The 16,758-nt window shown below is 43.7% G+C and carries 14 protein-coding genes, 1 other RNA gene and 3 pseudogenes; 7 read left to right on the top strand and 11 right to left on the bottom strand.

Going from position 1 to position 16,758, the window contains the following annotated elements; all coding sequences use genetic code 11:
- Positions 1–34: 34 nt before the first annotated feature.
- Positions 35–457 (top strand): type IV pilin protein, encoded by a 423-nt coding sequence (locus ACQEXT_RS12750; RefSeq protein WP_426952350.1) that lies wholly within the window; start codon positions 35–37, stop codon positions 455–457.
- Positions 458–500: 43 nt separating this feature from the next.
- Here ACQEXT_RS12750 and dnaJ read toward each other — a convergent pair whose 3' ends face one another.
- From dnaJ to grpE, 4 genes are all read right to left on the bottom strand, one after another.
- Positions 501–1,643, bottom strand: a complete 1,143-nt coding sequence (gene dnaJ, locus ACQEXT_RS12745) for a molecular chaperone DnaJ (protein ID WP_331428359.1) — start codon at positions 1,641–1,643, stop codon at positions 501–503.
- Positions 1,644–1,839: 196 nt separating this feature from the next.
- Positions 1,840–3,750, bottom strand: coding sequence for a molecular chaperone DnaK (dnaK, locus tag ACQEXT_RS12740; protein WP_269378165.1), 1,911 nt, complete (start codon positions 3,748–3,750; stop codon positions 1,840–1,842).
- A gap of 258 nt (positions 3,751–4,008) precedes the next feature.
- Positions 4,009–5,286, bottom strand: coding sequence for a dicarboxylate/amino acid:cation symporter (locus ACQEXT_RS12735; RefSeq protein ID WP_426952419.1), 1,278 nt, complete (start codon positions 5,284–5,286; stop codon positions 4,009–4,011).
- 286 nt (positions 5,287–5,572) lie between these two features.
- Positions 5,573–6,172 (bottom strand): nucleotide exchange factor GrpE, encoded by a 600-nt coding sequence (gene grpE / locus ACQEXT_RS12730; protein WP_138971749.1) that lies wholly within the window; start codon positions 6,170–6,172, stop codon positions 5,573–5,575.
- A 144-nt stretch (positions 6,173–6,316) separates the two neighbouring features.
- Between grpE and nadK the strand changes: the two genes are divergently transcribed.
- From nadK to bamE, 3 genes are all read left to right on the top strand, one after another.
- Positions 6,317–7,201, top strand: coding sequence for an NAD(+) kinase (nadK, locus tag ACQEXT_RS12725; protein ID WP_269378163.1), 885 nt, complete (start codon positions 6,317–6,319; stop codon positions 7,199–7,201).
- A gap of 216 nt (positions 7,202–7,417) precedes the next feature.
- The gene (gene recN / locus ACQEXT_RS12720) at positions 7,418–9,082 is read left to right on the top strand and encodes a DNA repair protein RecN (RefSeq protein WP_426952347.1); all 1,665 of its coding nucleotides are present in this window, start codon (positions 7,418–7,420) and stop codon (positions 9,080–9,082) included.
- A 175-nt stretch (positions 9,083–9,257) separates the two neighbouring features.
- Positions 9,258–9,617, top strand: a complete 360-nt coding sequence (gene bamE, locus ACQEXT_RS12715; protein WP_138971746.1) for an outer membrane protein assembly factor BamE — start codon at positions 9,258–9,260, stop codon at positions 9,615–9,617.
- A gap of 89 nt (positions 9,618–9,706) precedes the next feature.
- Here the strand turns inward: bamE and ACQEXT_RS12710 are convergent, their stop codons facing one another.
- Both ACQEXT_RS12710 and ACQEXT_RS12705 read right to left on the bottom strand, forming a co-directional pair.
- Complete coding sequence (locus ACQEXT_RS12710) at positions 9,707–10,060, bottom strand: RnfH family protein (RefSeq protein WP_138971745.1); 354 nt, start codon at positions 10,058–10,060, stop codon at positions 9,707–9,709.
- Entirely contained in the window at positions 10,050–10,493 is a 444-nt protein-coding gene (locus ACQEXT_RS12705) for an SRPBCC family protein (RefSeq protein ID WP_426952346.1), read from the bottom strand. Before ACQEXT_RS12705 ends, ACQEXT_RS12710 begins: the two co-directional genes overlap by 11 nt.
- Before the next feature lie 118 nt (positions 10,494–10,611).
- Between ACQEXT_RS12705 and smpB the strand changes: the two genes are divergently transcribed.
- The 3 genes from smpB (at position 10,612) to dgt (ending at position 13,195) form a co-directional block, all read left to right on the top strand.
- Complete coding sequence (smpB, locus tag ACQEXT_RS12700) at positions 10,612–11,097, top strand: SsrA-binding protein SmpB (RefSeq protein WP_269378159.1); 486 nt, start codon at positions 10,612–10,614, stop codon at positions 11,095–11,097.
- 66 nt (positions 11,098–11,163) lie between these two features.
- Positions 11,164–11,530: a transfer-messenger RNA gene (gene ssrA / locus ACQEXT_RS12695) on the top strand.
- A 189-nt stretch (positions 11,531–11,719) separates the two neighbouring features.
- Positions 11,720–13,195, top strand: a complete 1,476-nt coding sequence (gene dgt, locus ACQEXT_RS12690; RefSeq protein ID WP_426952343.1) for a dGTPase — start codon at positions 11,720–11,722, stop codon at positions 13,193–13,195.
- Positions 13,196–13,261: 66 nt separating this feature from the next.
- Here dgt and ACQEXT_RS12685 read toward each other — a convergent pair.
- From ACQEXT_RS12685 to ACQEXT_RS12665, 5 genes and pseudogenes are all read right to left on the bottom strand, one after another.
- Positions 13,262–13,444, bottom strand: a pseudogene (locus ACQEXT_RS12685) (M15 family metallopeptidase); the annotation flags it as partial.
- Positions 13,443–13,907: pseudogene (locus tag ACQEXT_RS12680) on the bottom strand (hypothetical protein); the annotation flags it as partial. The pseudogenes ACQEXT_RS12680 and ACQEXT_RS12685, both read right to left, overlap by 2 nt.
- A gap of 30 nt (positions 13,908–13,937) precedes the next feature.
- A complete protein-coding gene (locus ACQEXT_RS12675; RefSeq protein WP_426952341.1) occupies positions 13,938–14,189 on the bottom strand; it encodes a bacteriocin immunity protein in 252 nt (83 codons plus the stop codon).
- Between the two features lies 1 nt (position 14,190).
- Positions 14,191–14,986 (bottom strand): annotated as a pseudogene (locus ACQEXT_RS12670) (S-type pyocin domain-containing protein); the annotation flags it as partial.
- Between the two features lie 397 nt (positions 14,987–15,383).
- Positions 15,384–16,730 (bottom strand): hypothetical protein, encoded by a 1,347-nt coding sequence (locus tag ACQEXT_RS12665; RefSeq protein WP_426952418.1) that lies wholly within the window; start codon positions 16,728–16,730, stop codon positions 15,384–15,386.
- Positions 16,731–16,758 lie beyond the last annotated feature (28 nt).

Below are 16,758 nucleotides of genomic sequence, written 5' to 3'. Positions count from 1 at the left end.
AATAAACAAATAATAAGACTAGAAGCAGATTCAAATGACGTATTCAAAAACGAGCAACATTAGACCAAGGGGTATGACATTGATCGAGTTATTAGTCGTCGTCATGCTAGTAACCATTTTTGCCTCGATTCTCTATCCAAACTATCAGAGCCAAATTCTCAAGGCACATCGCGCTGCAGCCATTAGCGACTTGGCGAAAATTCAGCTCGAACTGGAGCGTCAGTATCGGGGAAGTTACGCATTGGCAGCCGAAAATGTGCTGCCAGATGGCGACTGCGCTTGGTGTAAAACCAATGCCCGTCAGTTTTCTTTCTCGATATCAGCAACAGAAAACCGCTACATCATAAAAGCCCACCCAACTCACTCTCAGACGAGCGACGAGTGCGGTGGAGAAAGGTACCAATTCCTCAGCCTAAATCAGGCTGGAGAGTACAGCCCAATAAAATGCTGGCAATAAAAAAGCCTGCGCGGAGGCAGGCTTTTACAGTTGAATAAAACCATTAGCTGGTTAGGTCATCAAAGAACTTTTTCACGCCGTTGAAGAAGCCTTCAGACTTAGGCTTGTGCTTTGTCGCAGCTTCACCACCACATGATTCTTCAAACTCTTTAAGCAGCTCTTTTTGACGAGAACTTAGGTTAACTGGCGTTTCCACCACAAGCTTAACGATAAGATCACCAATACCGCCACCGCGAACACCCTTAACACCTTTACCACGCATACGGAACATACGACCGGTTTGAGTTTCTGACGGTACTTTCAGATTAACACGACCATCCAGTGTAGGGACTTCAACCTCGCCGCCTAGCGCTGCCATAGCAAAGCTAACCGGAACTTCACAGTACAAGTTGTTGCCGTCACGTTCGAAGATATGGTGCTCTTTCACGTGAACCTGAACGTATAGATCACCGGCTGGTGCACCCATTTCTCCAGCTTCACCCTCACCAGACAAGCGGATGCGATCACCTGTATCCACGCCAGCAGGAATCTTAACATTAAGAGTTTTGGTTTTCTGTTTGCGACCTTGGCCATGACATACGTTACATGGGTCTTTGATGATCTTACCTTTACCATGACAGGTAGGACAGGTTTGTTGAACCGCGAAGAAACCTTGGCGCATTTGCACTTGGCCGTGGCCGTGACAGGTACCACATGTCTCAGCAGAAGTGCCTTTCTTAGCACCGCTACCTTCACAAGAGTCACAGTGAACAAGTGTAGGGACATCAATTTCTTTCGAGACACCACGAACCGCTTCTTCTAGCGACAACTCCATGTTGTAGCGTAGATCTGCACCACGCTGCGCACGTTGCTGACCACCGCCACGACGACCACCACCAAAGATATCGCCAAATACGTCACCAAAGATGTCACCGAAATCTGCGCCGCCGCCACCAAAGCCGCCACCGCCCATACCACCTTGTTCAAAGGCCGCATGACCATACTGGTCGTAAGCTGCTTTCTTTTGTGGATCGAGCAGGATTTCATACGCTTCTTTTACTTCTTTAAACTTATCTGCGGCGCTCTCATCACCCTGATTGCGATCCGGGTGGAACTTCATTGCTAGGCGCTTGTACGCCTTTTTAATATCACGCTCTGATGCATCGCGGCTTACGCCTAATACTTCGTAAAAATCACGTTTTGACATGTTTCTCGTCACCAAATTTATTACTGCAAACGGTCAACACCGCTTGGTGTTATATCGATCTAACTAATGGCTCTGAATTTTAACGACTTCGCGCTAAAAAGACACTTTTAGTTAGATGGACATAATTTACAAACATACGGGCGTATGAGTTTCCTCAAACGCCCGCATCATATTCAAGTTAAATCAGATTCAAGAATTACTTCTTGTCTTCTTTCACTTCTTCGAACTCTGCGTCAACTACGTCGTCATCTTGCTTAGACTGTTCACCAGCGTCACCTGCTTGTTGAGCTTGTGCTTGCTGTTGAGCAATTTCCATTAGCTTCTGAGCCGCAGCCATAAGCGCTTGTACTTTAGCATCAATCGCTTCTTTGTCTTCGCCTTTACGAGCGTCTTCTAGTTCAGAGATCGCTGCTTCAATCTTCTCTTTCTCTTCAGCTGGTAGAGCGTCACCCGCTTCTTCTACTTGCTTACGAGTACCGTGAATCATTTGGTCAGCTTGGTTACGAGCACTTGCTAGTTCTTCGAACTTCTTGTCCGCTTCTTTGTTAGCTTCTGCTTCTTGAACCATTTTCTCGATTTCTTCATCGCTCAGACCGCCAGAAGCTTGGATAGTGATCTTCTGTTCTTTACCAGTCTGCTTATCTTTCGCTGATACGTGAAGGATACCATCCGCATCTAGGTCGAAAGTTACTTCAATTTGTGGCATGCCACGTGGCGCAGGCTGAATGCCTTCTAGGTTAAATTGACCTAGAGACTTGTTGTACATTGCTTGCTTACGCTCACCTTGAAGCACGTGAATAGTTACCGCGTTCTGGTTGTCTTCTGCTGTAGAGAAAACTTGGTTCGCTTTAGTTGGGATAGTCGTGTTCTTCTCAACGAGTTTAGTCATTACGCCGCCCATAGTCTCAATACCTAGAGACAGAGGAGTAACGTCTAGTAGAAGTACGTCTTTCACTTCACCAGCAAGTACACCACCCTGAACTGCAGCACCCATTGCCACTGCTTCGTCTGGGTTAACGTCACGACGCGCTTCTTTACCAAAGAACTCAGCAACCTTAGCTTGAACCATAGGCATACGAGTCTGACCACCAACTAGGATAACGTCAGTGATATCGTTAACCGATAGGTCAGCATCTGCTAGAGCAACTTTTAGCGGCTCAAGTGAGCGTTGTACTAGGTCTTCAACTAGAGATTCTAGTTTCGCACGAGTCACTTTAACGTTCATGTGCTTAGGACCAGTCGCATCCGCAGTAACGTAAGGTAGGTTTACGTCAGTTTGAGTCGTAGAAGAAAGCTCAATTTTCGCTTTTTCTGCCGCTTCTTTAACACGCTGCATTGCTAGAGGATCTTTCTTAAGATCGATACCTTGCTCTTTCTTGAACTCATCCACTAGGTAGTTGATCATGCGGTTATCAAAGTCTTCACCACCTAGGTGAGTGTCACCGTTAGTTGCTAGAACTTCGAATGTTTTCTCGCCTTCAACTTCATCAATCTCAATGATAGAGATATCGAAAGTACCACCACCAAGGTCGTATACCGCGATAGTGCGGTCGCCGCCAGACTTGTCTAGACCGTAAGCTAGAGCTGCTGCTGTTGGTTCGTTGATGATACGTTTAACTTCTAGACCTGCGATACGGCCAGCATCTTTAGTTGCTTGACGCTGAGCATCGTTAAAGTAAGCAGGTACTGTGATAACTGCGCCAGTTACTTCCTCACCTAGGAAGTCTTCAGCCGTTTTCTTCATTTTCTTAAGTACTTCAGCAGAAACTTGAGGAGCTGCCATTTTTTGGCCTTTCGCTTCTACCCAAGCATCACCGTTGTCAGCCTTAACAATTTTGTATGGCATGATTTCGATGTCACGTTGTACTTCTTCGTCTTCAAAACGACGACCGATCAAACGCTTGATTGCAAATAGCGTGTTTTCTGGGTTAGTAACTGCTTGACGTTTCGCAGGTTGACCTACTAGCGTCTCACCATCTGTGTATGCAATTACTGACGCTGTGGTACGCTCACCCTCTGCGTTTTCGATTACGCGTGGTTTGTCGCCGTCTAGTACAGCAACACATGAGTTTGTAGTACCTAAGTCAATACCAATGATTTTACCCATCAGGCTATCTCCGAATAAATTTCTATTTTCGTTTTGCTATATCCCCTATGTGGGGACTGAGAATCGGGTTTCAACCCTTGCTCACAAACAAAAATAATTATGTTTGCTTCTCTTATGCCCAATAGATAAGGGCGCCAAATCTCTTTTCAAGGGACAAAACAAAAAAAAATAGAAAAAGATTAGATAAATGAGCAGGAGCAAGAATGAAATATAAAAAAAGCGAGGCACTTGGCCTCGCTCTACTTTCATCAATTAAGATTACGCGTTTGCTTGAGCAGGTTTTGCATCAGTTTCAACTTCGTCTTTACCGATTTCGCCTTCGCTTTTTGCAACAATGGTGTTCACCGCTGTGTCGCCTACTACGTTTGAAGAGGTACAGAACATATCGTTGATACGGTCAACCGCTGCGATAATTGCTAGACCTTCTGGTGGAAGACCTAGTTGGTGAAGTAGAACACCAACCATAACAACACCGCCACCTGGTACACCACCCGCACCAATCGATAGAAGCAGGATAGTTAGACCTAGAGTAAACACATCAGCTGTATTGATTGGCTGACCAAATGCGTTAGCGACGAAGATAGTTGCCAATGCGATGTAAATAGACACACCAGACATGTTCATCGTTGCACCTAGTGGTACACCAAAACCTGCAACCGATTTAGAAACGTTTAGTTTCTCAGTTAGGGTGCGCATTGTTACTGGAATCGTTGCGTTAGAGCTTGCTGTTGATAGTGAGAACAGAATCTGCTCACGCGTCGCACGGAGGAATACCTTTGGAGACGTCCCCGTTGCAATGCCTACCGCCATTGGGTAGAAGATGAAAATCCAGAATACTAGCATTGTCACAACGAGTGCTACATAGCCCGCAACAGACATAAGCGTTTTTGCGTCTAGAGTCGCGCCTAGTTGAATCATCAGAGCAAATACACCGTATGGTGCTAGGCTCATGACAAGACCAACAAGCTTCATCATAATTTCATTAGCCATCTTGAAGGTACGGATAGCAGGGCCACCGCGTGAATCAAGCGCTTGAATAGCAAGTCCAGTCAGAATCGCCATGAAGATGATTTGTAGCATGTCACCGTTAGCAAAAGCCTGTACAGGGTTGCTTGGTACAATGTTGACGACTAGAGAGAAAATATCTGGTGTTTCAGTTGTCGTTAGCTTAACGCTCTCTGAGATAGTACCAGCTAGGTTGGCATCAGCACCTGGTTGGAAAATCATACCAACGGTCAGAGCTGCTGCGATCGCGATAATGGTGTTGATAATGTAAAGAGCAAAAGTTTTACCACCAAGACGACCAAATGCGGTGATGTCTTTTAGATCGACAATACCACATACGATTGACACATATACTAAAGGCACTACAAGTAGTTTGATCAACGATACAAACATACCACCAGCGCCTTCAGCGGCACCAAGAAGGTAAGTATCAAAAATAGCAATTCCACTAAATAAGTACTGGATTGCCGTACCGATCAGAAGACCAGCAAACAAGCCTACAAAAATCTTGCTTGAAAGCGATTTATCCATCATCCATCTCCAGAATGTTGTGTTTATTAATTATGTTTTTATAGATTATTCCGCCACTTTTCATGGTGGAGTTCGCACATAATACACACAGAAGTAACAAAATAAAGCTTTTGTTTACGATAATGTTACAAGTTTCTAATCAGAAATTAATTTTCGGTTACACTTTTATCTAAGGATAATTCACTAAATCAACACCTTGTGTGGCAGTATGAAATCCGGTTTTGACCATAAAAAAAGAGAGGCTACGCCTCTCTTTTGATACAAAAGTCGTTCTACAGGTCAGAATTTACTTAGCAACCATTACCATTGCAGGGCGCACAACACGACCGTTCAGTTCATAACCTTTCTGCATTACAAACATGACTGTGTTTGATTCATGATCTGGACTTTCTTGAATCGACATCGCTTGATGCAATTCTGGGTTGAACGTTTCGCCTTCAGGATTGATCTCTTTCAAACCAAACTTAGAAACGGTATCGACAAACGTTTTATGCGTCAGCTCAACACCTTCAAGAAGTGGTTTAATCACTTCATTTTCAGTATCTGCGGCTTGAATCGCACGCTCTAGGTTATCGATAACAGGGAGTAACTCTTCCGCAAACTTGTTTAGTGCGTACTTACGAGCCTTATCGATCTCAGTTTCAGTGCGACGACGCATGTTTTCAACTTCAGCTTTAGCACGAAGAACGCTATCTTGCTGCTCTTTAACTTTAGCTTCACTCGAAAGCAACGCAGCTTCTAGTTGAGCGATCTTTGCCTCTTGCTCGTCTAGTTCTGTTTCCTCTTCGTTCCACTCGATATCAGCGTCAGTGCCTACAACTTCCGCTTCTAGCTCTGCTTGCTGTTGTAGTTCTTCATCTTTGATCTTGTTTTCTTCGTTGCTCATGATATCTCCAGACTTCATATTTATTGGTACCCAATACTTCACGTTTATCGTATCGGAATACACAAAAACTCGCATAAATAGCTAACTTGCCATTATTATGGGGATGAAGATTGTCGAATCAAGCCTATTTGGTGCGGAAAACCTATGAAAAAACCTTTTGAAGTGATCGCCATCATTGGTAAACCCAGAGATCAGCAAGCAATAGCAACGCATAAAGAGCTCTATACCTGGCTTCAAGCTGAAGGTTATAAGGTGTATATCGATGACCGTCTTTGCGAGATTCTCGACGATATTCCTAAGGATGACTTCGCCAGTCTGATACAACTTGGCCGCATTGCCGACCTTGCCATTGTCGTCGGTGGTGACGGAAACATGCTCGGCGCCGCACGAGTGCTATCACGATTCGATATCTCAGTGATCGGAGTAAACCGCGGTAATCTCGGCTTCCTAACCGACCTCAACCCAGAGGATTTCCAGGCGGCGCTAAAGAAAGTGCTTGCTGGTGAGTTTATTGAAGAGCAACGATTCTTACTCGAAGCTGAAGTCCATCGCCACGGGCAAGTAAAAAGCCACAACGCAGCACTGAATGAAGCCGTACTCCACCCCGGCCAAGTGGCACATATGATTGAGTTTGAAGTCTACATTGATGATAGCTTTGCCTTCTCACTTCGAGCTGATGGTCTGATCGTATCAACCCCTACTGGTTCAACGGCCTATTCTCTATCCGGTGGTGGTCCAATCTTATCTCCAAGCTTGAATGCTATTTCACTCGTTCCGATGTTCCCACATACACTATCAAGCCGACCACTAGTGGTTGACGGAAACCGCCGAATCAAATTGGTTGTGGCGCCAGATAACCGCGGAACCCAAGAAGTCGGCTGTGATGGTCAGGTTTCACTTCCAGTCTCTCCTGGCGATGAAGTACACATCTATCAAAGCCCCAATATTCTCAAACTCATCCATCCAAAAGACTATAGCTACTATCATGTGTTACGAAACAAGCTTGGATGGTCGAGCAGATTGTTTTAAATAACTAGCAATATTGGAGGGTTGGCGTAGCGCGTCAGCCCTTTTTTGTTTAGCCGGGTGGATTTATTGCATCTCCTACGAAACAAATTCTTTCTAGATATCCGGCAGCGAAGTTCGCGCTTGCTCACAAAAATTTTCACCAGCATCTTTACTGTATAAAGAAACAGTATATACTGTTTTCTTATACAGTATTGTTCATTTAAACAGGTACATAAAATGCTGGCTCATCTAAGTGTTAATAATTTCGCAATTGTTAAGTCTCTACAGCTAGAGCTATCCAAAGGAATGACAACCATCACTGGCGAAACGGGCGCAGGTAAGTCCATCGCGATAGATGCTCTCGGGTTATGTTTAGGGGGGCGCGCTGAAGCCGGCATGGTACGTCAGGGAGAAGAGAAAACAGAAGTCAGTGCTGCTTTCTCCCTAGAGAACAATATCAACGCAACGCGCTGGTTGGAAGACAATGATCTTCTCGACGGTAGCGACTGCATTTTACGCCGTATTATCAGTAAAGAAGGTCGTTCACGTGCGTTCATCAATGGCAGCCCAGTTCCTCTTTCGCAACTCAAATCTTTGGGCCAGTTATTGATCAACATCCATGGTCAACATGCACACCATCAATTGATGAAGAGCGAGTATCAGATGGCAATGCTTGATCAGTATGCAGGTCACACTGCGCTGCTGAAAAGCACACGCAATGCCTACCAAGCATGGCGACAAGCCGACAACAATCTCAAACAACTAAAAGAGAACAGCGCTACTAACCTAGCGCAAAAACAGCTCTTGGAATACCAAATCAAAGAGCTAAACGAACTCTCTCTTGGCGAGGATGAATATGAACAACTCGAACAAGAACACAAACGCCTATCCAACAGCGGCGAGCTTGCCTCAACCTGTCAGCAAGCTATCGAGCTTATTTACGAAGGTGAAGAAGTTAACGCGCTTGGTATTTTGCAATCAGCCAATCACTCCCTAATCCAACTAGCGGAACTGGACGAAAAACTGGCTGAGCTGCCAAATATGATTGCAGAAGCGATAATTCAGCTAGAAGAAGCGAACAGTGAGCTGCGAAACTACCTCGATTGTATTGATGTCGACCCTGCACGTATGGCTTACGTTGAAGAACGTTTTTCTAAAGTTATGTCGATGGCTCGCAAACATCATGTATTACCCGAAGAACTGTTCGCTCACCATCAAGACCTTCTAGCGCAGATTGAAGCATTAGATTGTTCTGATGAACGTCTAGAAGAGCTTGAGCAAGAAGTTAGCAATAAATACCAGTCATTTTTAACCTCTTCAGAGAAGTTAAATAAATCGCGTAACCGCTATGCCAAAGAGCTAAACAAACTGATCACAGCTAGCATGCATGAACTTAGCATGGAAAAAGCCCAGTTCCAGATTGAAGTCAGCAGCGAAGGAACTCACCCATCACCACTGGGTATGGACAGTGTTTGTTTTGTTGTATCAACAAACCCAGGTCAGCCAATGCAACCTATCGCCAAAGTTGCTTCAGGTGGCGAACTGTCACGAATTTCTTTGGCTATTCAGGTCATCACTGCACAGAAGGTGGATACACCAAGTCTTATCTTTGATGAAGTAGACGTTGGCATCAGCGGACCAACCGCCGCGGTAGTTGGTAAAATGCTGCGTAAACTGGGGGAATCAACCCAAGTGCTATGTGTTACCCACTTACCGCAAGTGGCAGGTTGTGGTCATCAGCAGCTATTTGTGGCCAAACAAACCAAAGCAGGTAAAACAGAAACTCAAATGCGCCGCCTAGATGATGAACAACGCGTTACCGAACTAGCACGACTACTTGGAGGAAGTGAAATCACTGACTCTACACTCGCCAATGCCAAAGAACTCTTGATCGCTGCATAACCCCTCCTCTAACGAGCCAGATTTATCTTTTTTGATAAATTTTGGCTCTAGTTTGCAACCAAATTCAAAAATCATGGTCTGAAACAATTCAAAATGCTCACAGCTTTTTACTTTGGCGCTTAGCTTGTTTATTATCGGCTGAGTTTAAATTTTATCTGTTACAAGAATTTTAAGTATGCAATTTAAAAAGTGGCTTATCGCTGTACCACTCGCTATGACAATGCTGACAGGCTGCTCCCTTCTCGAAAAGCTGGTATACCGTATTGATATCAACCAAGGCAACTATGTTGAGCAAAGTGCAGTCGAACAGTTGAAGTTTGGTATGACCAAAGAACAAGTACGCTACGTTATGGGTTCACCAATGCTAGTCGAGAACGGCTACCCAGATACATGGTATTACATCTACCACCACACCGAAGGCCATAACGACTCAGTACAAAAAAATCTCATCGTCAATTTCAATGACAACGGTCAGTTGGTTGACGTTGCTGGTGACTTTCCTGCGAGCTCAGACTTCTTCGAAAGCATCAACTAGCAAAAAGCGGGAAAATTTTTGAAGGGTTAGCAGTCAGTGCCAACCCTTTTTGTTTTTGAGGGAGTCGTTTGAGTACGAAGCTCGTTTCCCTAAGCCTCTTTCCTGAGCGGATTTTTCTTACCGCCAGTAACAGGGTCAGCACTTCCAGCCGCTTTCGCCTGTTCAGCTCTTTTGCGACGAATCTCTTTTGGATCAGCGAGTAGCGGGCGATAAATCTCAATACGATCTTTATCCTGAACAGTTGAATCCAACTTAACGTTGCGACTAAACACCCCGACCTTGTTCTTGCTTAAGTCGATTTCTGGGTACAACTCAAGTACACCTGACTGTGCGATGATCTCTTCAACTGTCATCGCTCCTTTAACCACCAGCGTAAATATACGCTGTTCATGAGGCAGTGCGTATACCACCTCAACATGAATCATGTCTGACTCAATACTCATAAGCTACGTAAACCTGTTTTGCGCGCTTGGTAAATGCATTAACCATATTGTTGGTCAGCTCGTTAAACACCTTACCAAAGGCCATTTCAATCATCTTGCTTGAAAACTCAAATTCCAGCTTCAATTCAACTTTGCACGCTTTTTCATCTAAAGGGGTAAAAAACCAGCCGCCTTTCAGCGTTTTAAATGGCCCATCAACCAAATTCATGATGATAGCCTCACCCTTAACTAACTCATTAGAAGTCGTGAACGTTTTACTAATCCCTGCTTTTGCAACATCAACAGAAGCGACCATCGCGTCTGTGCTCGATTCAATCACACGTGAACCCGAGCACCCTGGCAAAAATTCTGGGTAACTCGCCACATCATTCACCAGATCGAACATCTGTTCTGCACTAAATGATACCAACGCAGAACGGCTGACTTGCTTCATATTGACTCCTCATAACATCCGCCTGAACCTCAAGCATGGTGCAATTTTACTTTTATTTGCACTAAGCGCAAATAAAGGGATTTCCTAAGTCAAATCCTAGCCGTATAATGCACCCACTATGGTAAAGAAAAAATCCAAACAAAAAGCGGGTAGCAATACCATCGCTGTCAACAAGAAAGCTCGCCACGAATATTTTATCGATGATGAAATAGAAGCAGGTATGGAGCTTCAAGGCTGGGAAGTTAAGTCACTTCGTCAGGGCAAAACTAACATCGCAGAAAGCTACGTGTTTATGCGCGATGGTGAAGCCTTTGTTAGTGGCATGACTATTACTCCGTTAAACCAAGCGTCTACTCACGTGGTGGCTAACCCTACTCGCGTTCGTAAACTGCTGCTTAGTCGTCGTGAACTCGACAACCTAATGGGTCGTATTAACCGTGAAGGTATGACTCTGGCTGCACTATCACTCTATTGGTCACGTTCTTGGGTCAAGATGAAGATTGGTGTCGCCAAAGGTAAGAAACTGCACGACAAACGTGATGATCTTAAAGAAAAAGATTGGGCACGCGAAAAAGCGCGCGTAATGAAGAGCTCACTGCGCTAATATTGAGCACTTAAACGCACAGGTCTAGACAGGTAACACTTTTCTGGTACTATGCGAAGAACACTTGGGGCTGATTTAGGATTCGACAGGAATTTTGCAGTCTGAGGTGCATGCCGTGGGGCGGTTGGCCACGTAAAAAGCCGCAAAAAAATAGTCGCAAACGACGAAAACTACGCACTAGCAGCTTAATACCCTGCTCAGAGCTCTCTCGCCCTAGCTTCCGCACGTAAGACGGGGACCAACGAGGGATCAAACCCAAACGCGCTAGCCCGGATTCTCCCGCCTGAGAGATGAACGGCGAATTATAATTCAGGATAGTCACTTACTGGCGTGTCGGTTCGCAGGTACTTGGTGAATTTAAAGATCGACTAAGCATGTAGTACCAATGATGAATGATTTTTGGACGCGGGTTCAACTCCCGCCAGCTCCACCAAACGTTTGGAAAGGGCGATAACTCTTTGAGTTATCGCCCTTTTTGTATACTAAGTCTCTTTTATCTGAATGATAGTTTTCTTTATTACAAACCAATTACGCTCCATTTCTCAAATATAATACACAGCACTTCAATAAATTAACTCTGACGAATACCTTCAACCTCACACACTCCAGTGAGGTTCTATACATGTCAGTTAATTTTAAAAAGAAAGTCCGTTTTCTAAGAAGCTACCATTACATAGGCTCATGGAGTGCTTCTGAAGAGTGTTACTTATATAACTTTGAAAGTGATAGAGGCCGGATAATTAATTCTGCTGCAATAAGGAGATTGCAACAAAAAACGCAAGTTTTCCCATTAGAGCGAAATGCTTCAGTCAGAAGTAGGCTGACACACTCATTAGAAGTTCAACAAAACGGCAGATACATAATTCAAAAAGTCTACGAACTATTAACCCCTGAAGAACTAATCGAATTTGGGTTAGACGGTATAGAAAGGCATATTGAATCTATAGTCGAGATGTCTTGTTTGATGCATGATATCGGCAACCCTCCGTTCGGCCACTTTGGAGAAAAAGCTATTAATGATTGGTTTGAACAAAACTTACCTAAGCTTCTATCCAGCTTGGAATTAGACTTAAACGAATCAATGCTTAGAGACTTATCTAGCTTTGAAGGGAATGCGCAAGCGATCCGTCTTGTTCATTCCATTCTCAATCTCTGCCTTACACATAGCCAAGTGTCCGGAATATTAAAATATACACGTAGAGGTGACGAAGCAGCCCCTGTATCTCAATCAGCCCCTCTAGGCTACTTAAGAAAAAAAGTTGGGTATTATTTGAGTGAGCAACCCTATATCACTGACCTATGCCAAGCACTAGAGATTGATACGCATTGCCGCTCTCCCTTTTCTTACATAATGGAGGCCGCAGATGACATATCTTATGGTTTAGCCGACTTAGAAGATGCCGTAGAGAAAGGTATCTTGGATATTGAAACCCTAAAATCTGCTTTAATAGATGAATACCCGTCAGCCCAAAAAGCTCTATGTGTCGATAGCCATGAGAACTTGATGACTTCTATTATTGAAGAGGCTGAAGAAAAAGCAAAGGGAAGCCCAGACACCTTGTTTTTTGTCATGATGCGCGTAGTCATCGGTGGCCAACTCGTTCCTCATGCTAGTCGCATTTTCATAGCAAACATTGAAGATATCTATAGTGGACGGTTTAATCGAGCATTACTAGAAGATCACAGCGAATTACATGCACTGTTAAAAACTCTAAAAAATGTCGCTGCCAAGTACGCCTTTTGCCATAAAGAAGTTGAGGCTCGCGAGTTACAGGGCTATCAAATAATCAAGGGACTACTTGATACATACAAGCCACTACTTGAATTAGATAAAGAAAAGTTCGATTTAATCGTCACAGCTAATAAGAAAGCACCATTGTATGAATCTAGGTTGTTTAAAAAGCTACCACAGAAACACATTCAAGCATATAAAAAGGCATTAGAAGCAAAACACCTTTCCAAACTACCTATAGAGTCACCAAACGAGAATTGGGAGTTCTATTTTAGAGTCCGCCTTATTCAAGATTATCTCAGTGGTATGACAGACCAATTCGCATTTGATGAATACCGTGCATTTAGCATTATTGATAGTTTATAGTCATACACCTCTTATATGGTCGCACTTACGTCCACGTTAAGCCTGCGACCATTATTCACAGATTTATTAACCAAAGAGCCGTGTTGTCTTATAAGCACACATAGCCCTAGCCTTCTCTGCACCTTGCGCTTTGTTTTGCTGGTAGCACGTTCGGTACGAATCGATATAACGGTTAAACAGCTTTGTCGCTTCTGGCTTAGGTTTAGAGACTAATTGATTGACGAACTTCCTTGAGCCAACTTCAAAGTGTGGCGGCCACATTTCCACCAACGGTTCCCCCACCGACACCACCAATAAATCCTGTTATTTCACGAGACGTCACTTTGCCGCATTCTCCTGAGCCGTCAACAGAGCAGGCTTCATAAATATTCTTCGTACCACTTGGTGCACCAAGCACTAGCCCTACGTAACCGACTCCACGAGACGTCGCGATACCAATCGCCACATTCGCTATACGCTTACCTAAATTCGGTACCAGACCTTTTGCAATAATTTCATCAGCATTATGGATAATAGAATGAGTAGAGAGTTTTAAGTTACGTCTAATCTGAGTGTAAACTGGGATTTGAACAGAACGTTTCGATAATGCAGCAAAGCTACCATCTAGCTTTTTGAATAGCGCAGCACGTTCTGCGACAAAAGAACCATAGTTAACACCACCAACACGGCTTCCCATCGCAACTTGAGAGACGTAAAGGTGGTTAATTTCAAGATCCCCATCTAATCGACAGGCTCATTTATATCATTTTTTAAAACCAGGTAAGCCCTGAGACAAGCGCCATTCTTTGACGATTCTAACAATATTTTCAGGCGTTCCATCTTCAGGATTCTCTGGGTAATAAATCAGATCTGAGCCGTCTGGATGTTGTGTTATTTCGCAGAAGTGCATTACAAAATCATTGTGCTCTTTTTCGCTAGAAACATTAACTTTGCATATATCTACTACGAGTTTTAAAAAATCTGCTTCTGTATATTCTGTTATTGTGGTTTTCATTTTAACTCTCTGACGTTGAATGAATACGAATATGATTTTTAGGTGTCATTATGCCCATGTTATCTAACTCATAGACCCCACCACCATGTTGAATCTCTACCTTATGGTGGATTTCATATTTTGCCGTCCTCCAACTTGATCTTTGAATCTAGTGAACGGGGCAAAACCTTGGCGAATTAGTTCTTGATTATTCGGTGTAAATTGGGACACTAATTCTGTATCACCAATCGCTTTCCAAAAGGCTTTCCTAAACGCATCAAAATTACTAAATTCTTTACCTCTGAGCTTATTTGCAACCTCCGATGGAACTGGTGAACCTAACCCCTCACTGGCTTTCTCTAACCATATGCCCGTTATATCTTCGCCATTCCCCGTACCACCCCAGACTCATCACGCGCCGTTTTTTGGAACATCAGGTAAAGAGGAGGCAACCCAGCATCCGCAGGGAAGGTGACAATATACTCGGCTAGATCTTCTTCTGGGTAGAGAACCGTGCCAATTTCTTGCTCATGCTCTTCAATTGGGTGAACCAAGATATTGTGAACATCCAGTTGGTCATTCTCGGGGAGGACGGTATCAGGTGTGAGTACATCGGTTGAGCCGTCAGGTGTCCAGGTAATGGTGATACCGTTATCCAACTCAGCAATAAAGTGTTGCCCTTGCTGCACCGCCTCACGCTTCGCCACGCGATCACCGTATGCACTTCCTTCGCCCGTTTTTATACCAACGATTTGTTGCTTGCCACTTTCATCGGCGTACATATTGAAACGGACACGCATCGTAACTTTGCTGAATGTACGTTGATTTCACACAACTGCGGTTACATTAATTTTTCTACAAAAGATAGGGAAGGAACTAGAAGCCAGCTCCATATCCCAATACTATTAATCCACATAAACAATCTGAACCATTTAGATTTAGTTGTTACTCTATGTCTTATAAATGGGTAGGCTAGCCAGTAACCAAACAATCTAGTCCCTATAGAATAGGACATTTGGTAGTTCCATTTCATATACCCTTGGTCATCGTAATATTTATCCAAATTCTTAGCTAATTGCTTGTCAATAAATACAATTCTTTCAATGCTTCCTAGTGAGACCATTGCACTCATAATTACTGCGGGAACAGACCATATGATCACATATACAGCTAGTATGCCTGTAATAATAGTATAAGCATGTTCAAAAAAATTACTCAAAGCCAATCCTCTACAAGCTCTTCACTCGATTCTTTAAGGTCGATGACCTTTTCATAAAGGATATCACCAAAGGTTTTTCCAATAGCCGTACCAGTGATTCCACCAATAGCGCCTCCTGCAACAAAAGCACCAATTGAAGCAATTGATAACACAGGCGCAGAGGTAACACCAACAATTCCCAGTACCAAAATAGTGCCAGTGGCGGCCACATTTCCACCAACGGTTCCCCCACCGACACCACCAATAAATCCTGTTATTTCACGAGCCGTCACTTTGCCGCATTCTCCTGAACCATCGATAGAACAGGCTTCATAAATATTCTTCGTACCACTTGCTGCACCAAGCACTAGCCCTACGTAACCAACTCCACGAGACGTCGCGATACCAATCGCCACATTCGCTATACGCTTACCTAAATTCGGTACCAGACCTTTTGCAATAATTTCATCAGCATTATGGATAATAGAATGAGTAGAGAGTTTTAAGTTACGTCTAATCTGAGTGTAAACTGGGATTTGAACAGAACGTTTCGATAATGCAGCAAAGCTACCATCTAGCTTTTTGAATAGCGCAGCACGTTCTGCGACAAAAGAACCATAGTTAACACCACCAACACGGCTTGCCATCGCAACTTGAGAGACGTAAAGGTGGTTAATTTCAAGAAGCACACCATTGATGTTTTTTAAATGTTGCTCAACACCTGTGGCTATAGCACCGACTCCCAATGAAGCATAAGCGTATAAGTCACCAGGAAGACCATCTGAGCCGACTTTTTTTATTGTTTCATCAGCATAATAATCTAGTACTTCAAAATGGCGATTAATGGTAGTAATTTGTTCCTCAGTCAGTTTCGCTAACTCGACACTGGCTGCTTCTGCTTCCTCGATTAGAGCATCGAGTTTACTTCTCTGCCCTTCGTTGATTGGTTCTTTGCTTACGACGACTACAATCTCTCCCTGTCTTACTGGGTTGTTCAAGTGTGCGTTATATTTCTTTAATAGCTTTTGGATATCTTCGTTTGTATCTGAAGAGAAAAAGCTTTGCCAAAAATCCTTTAGCGGTTGGGTTTGCTCTACTTGGGTAAAGCCAAGTTCAAACTCTGTTGCAACATCAGAAATTATTTTGGTGTTTACAACGGGAATGTCTTTTTCAATCAACTCAGGACGATTGATCGATGCGATTGAGGTATCGACTAAGCATCGCTCGGTGTAGTTATAGAAAGTGTTTAACGGTTGATTAAATCGCTTGGGGCTCTCTGGCGGTATCGCGTAAACAGGCTCTTTTTCAATGCTTAGCGGTTGCTGTTTTTCTACATTCAGAGAATCCCCTACCGATAGAGACATCGGGTCGGCATCGTACTGTGGATTAAGT

It is taken from the genome of Vibrio sp. TRT 29B02 (assembly GCF_050113655.1).
Lineage (GTDB): Bacteria > Pseudomonadota > Gammaproteobacteria > Enterobacterales > Vibrionaceae > Vibrio.
Note: the sequence above shows the minus strand (reverse complement) of the source record. Positions and strands in the feature narration are given on the sequence as shown.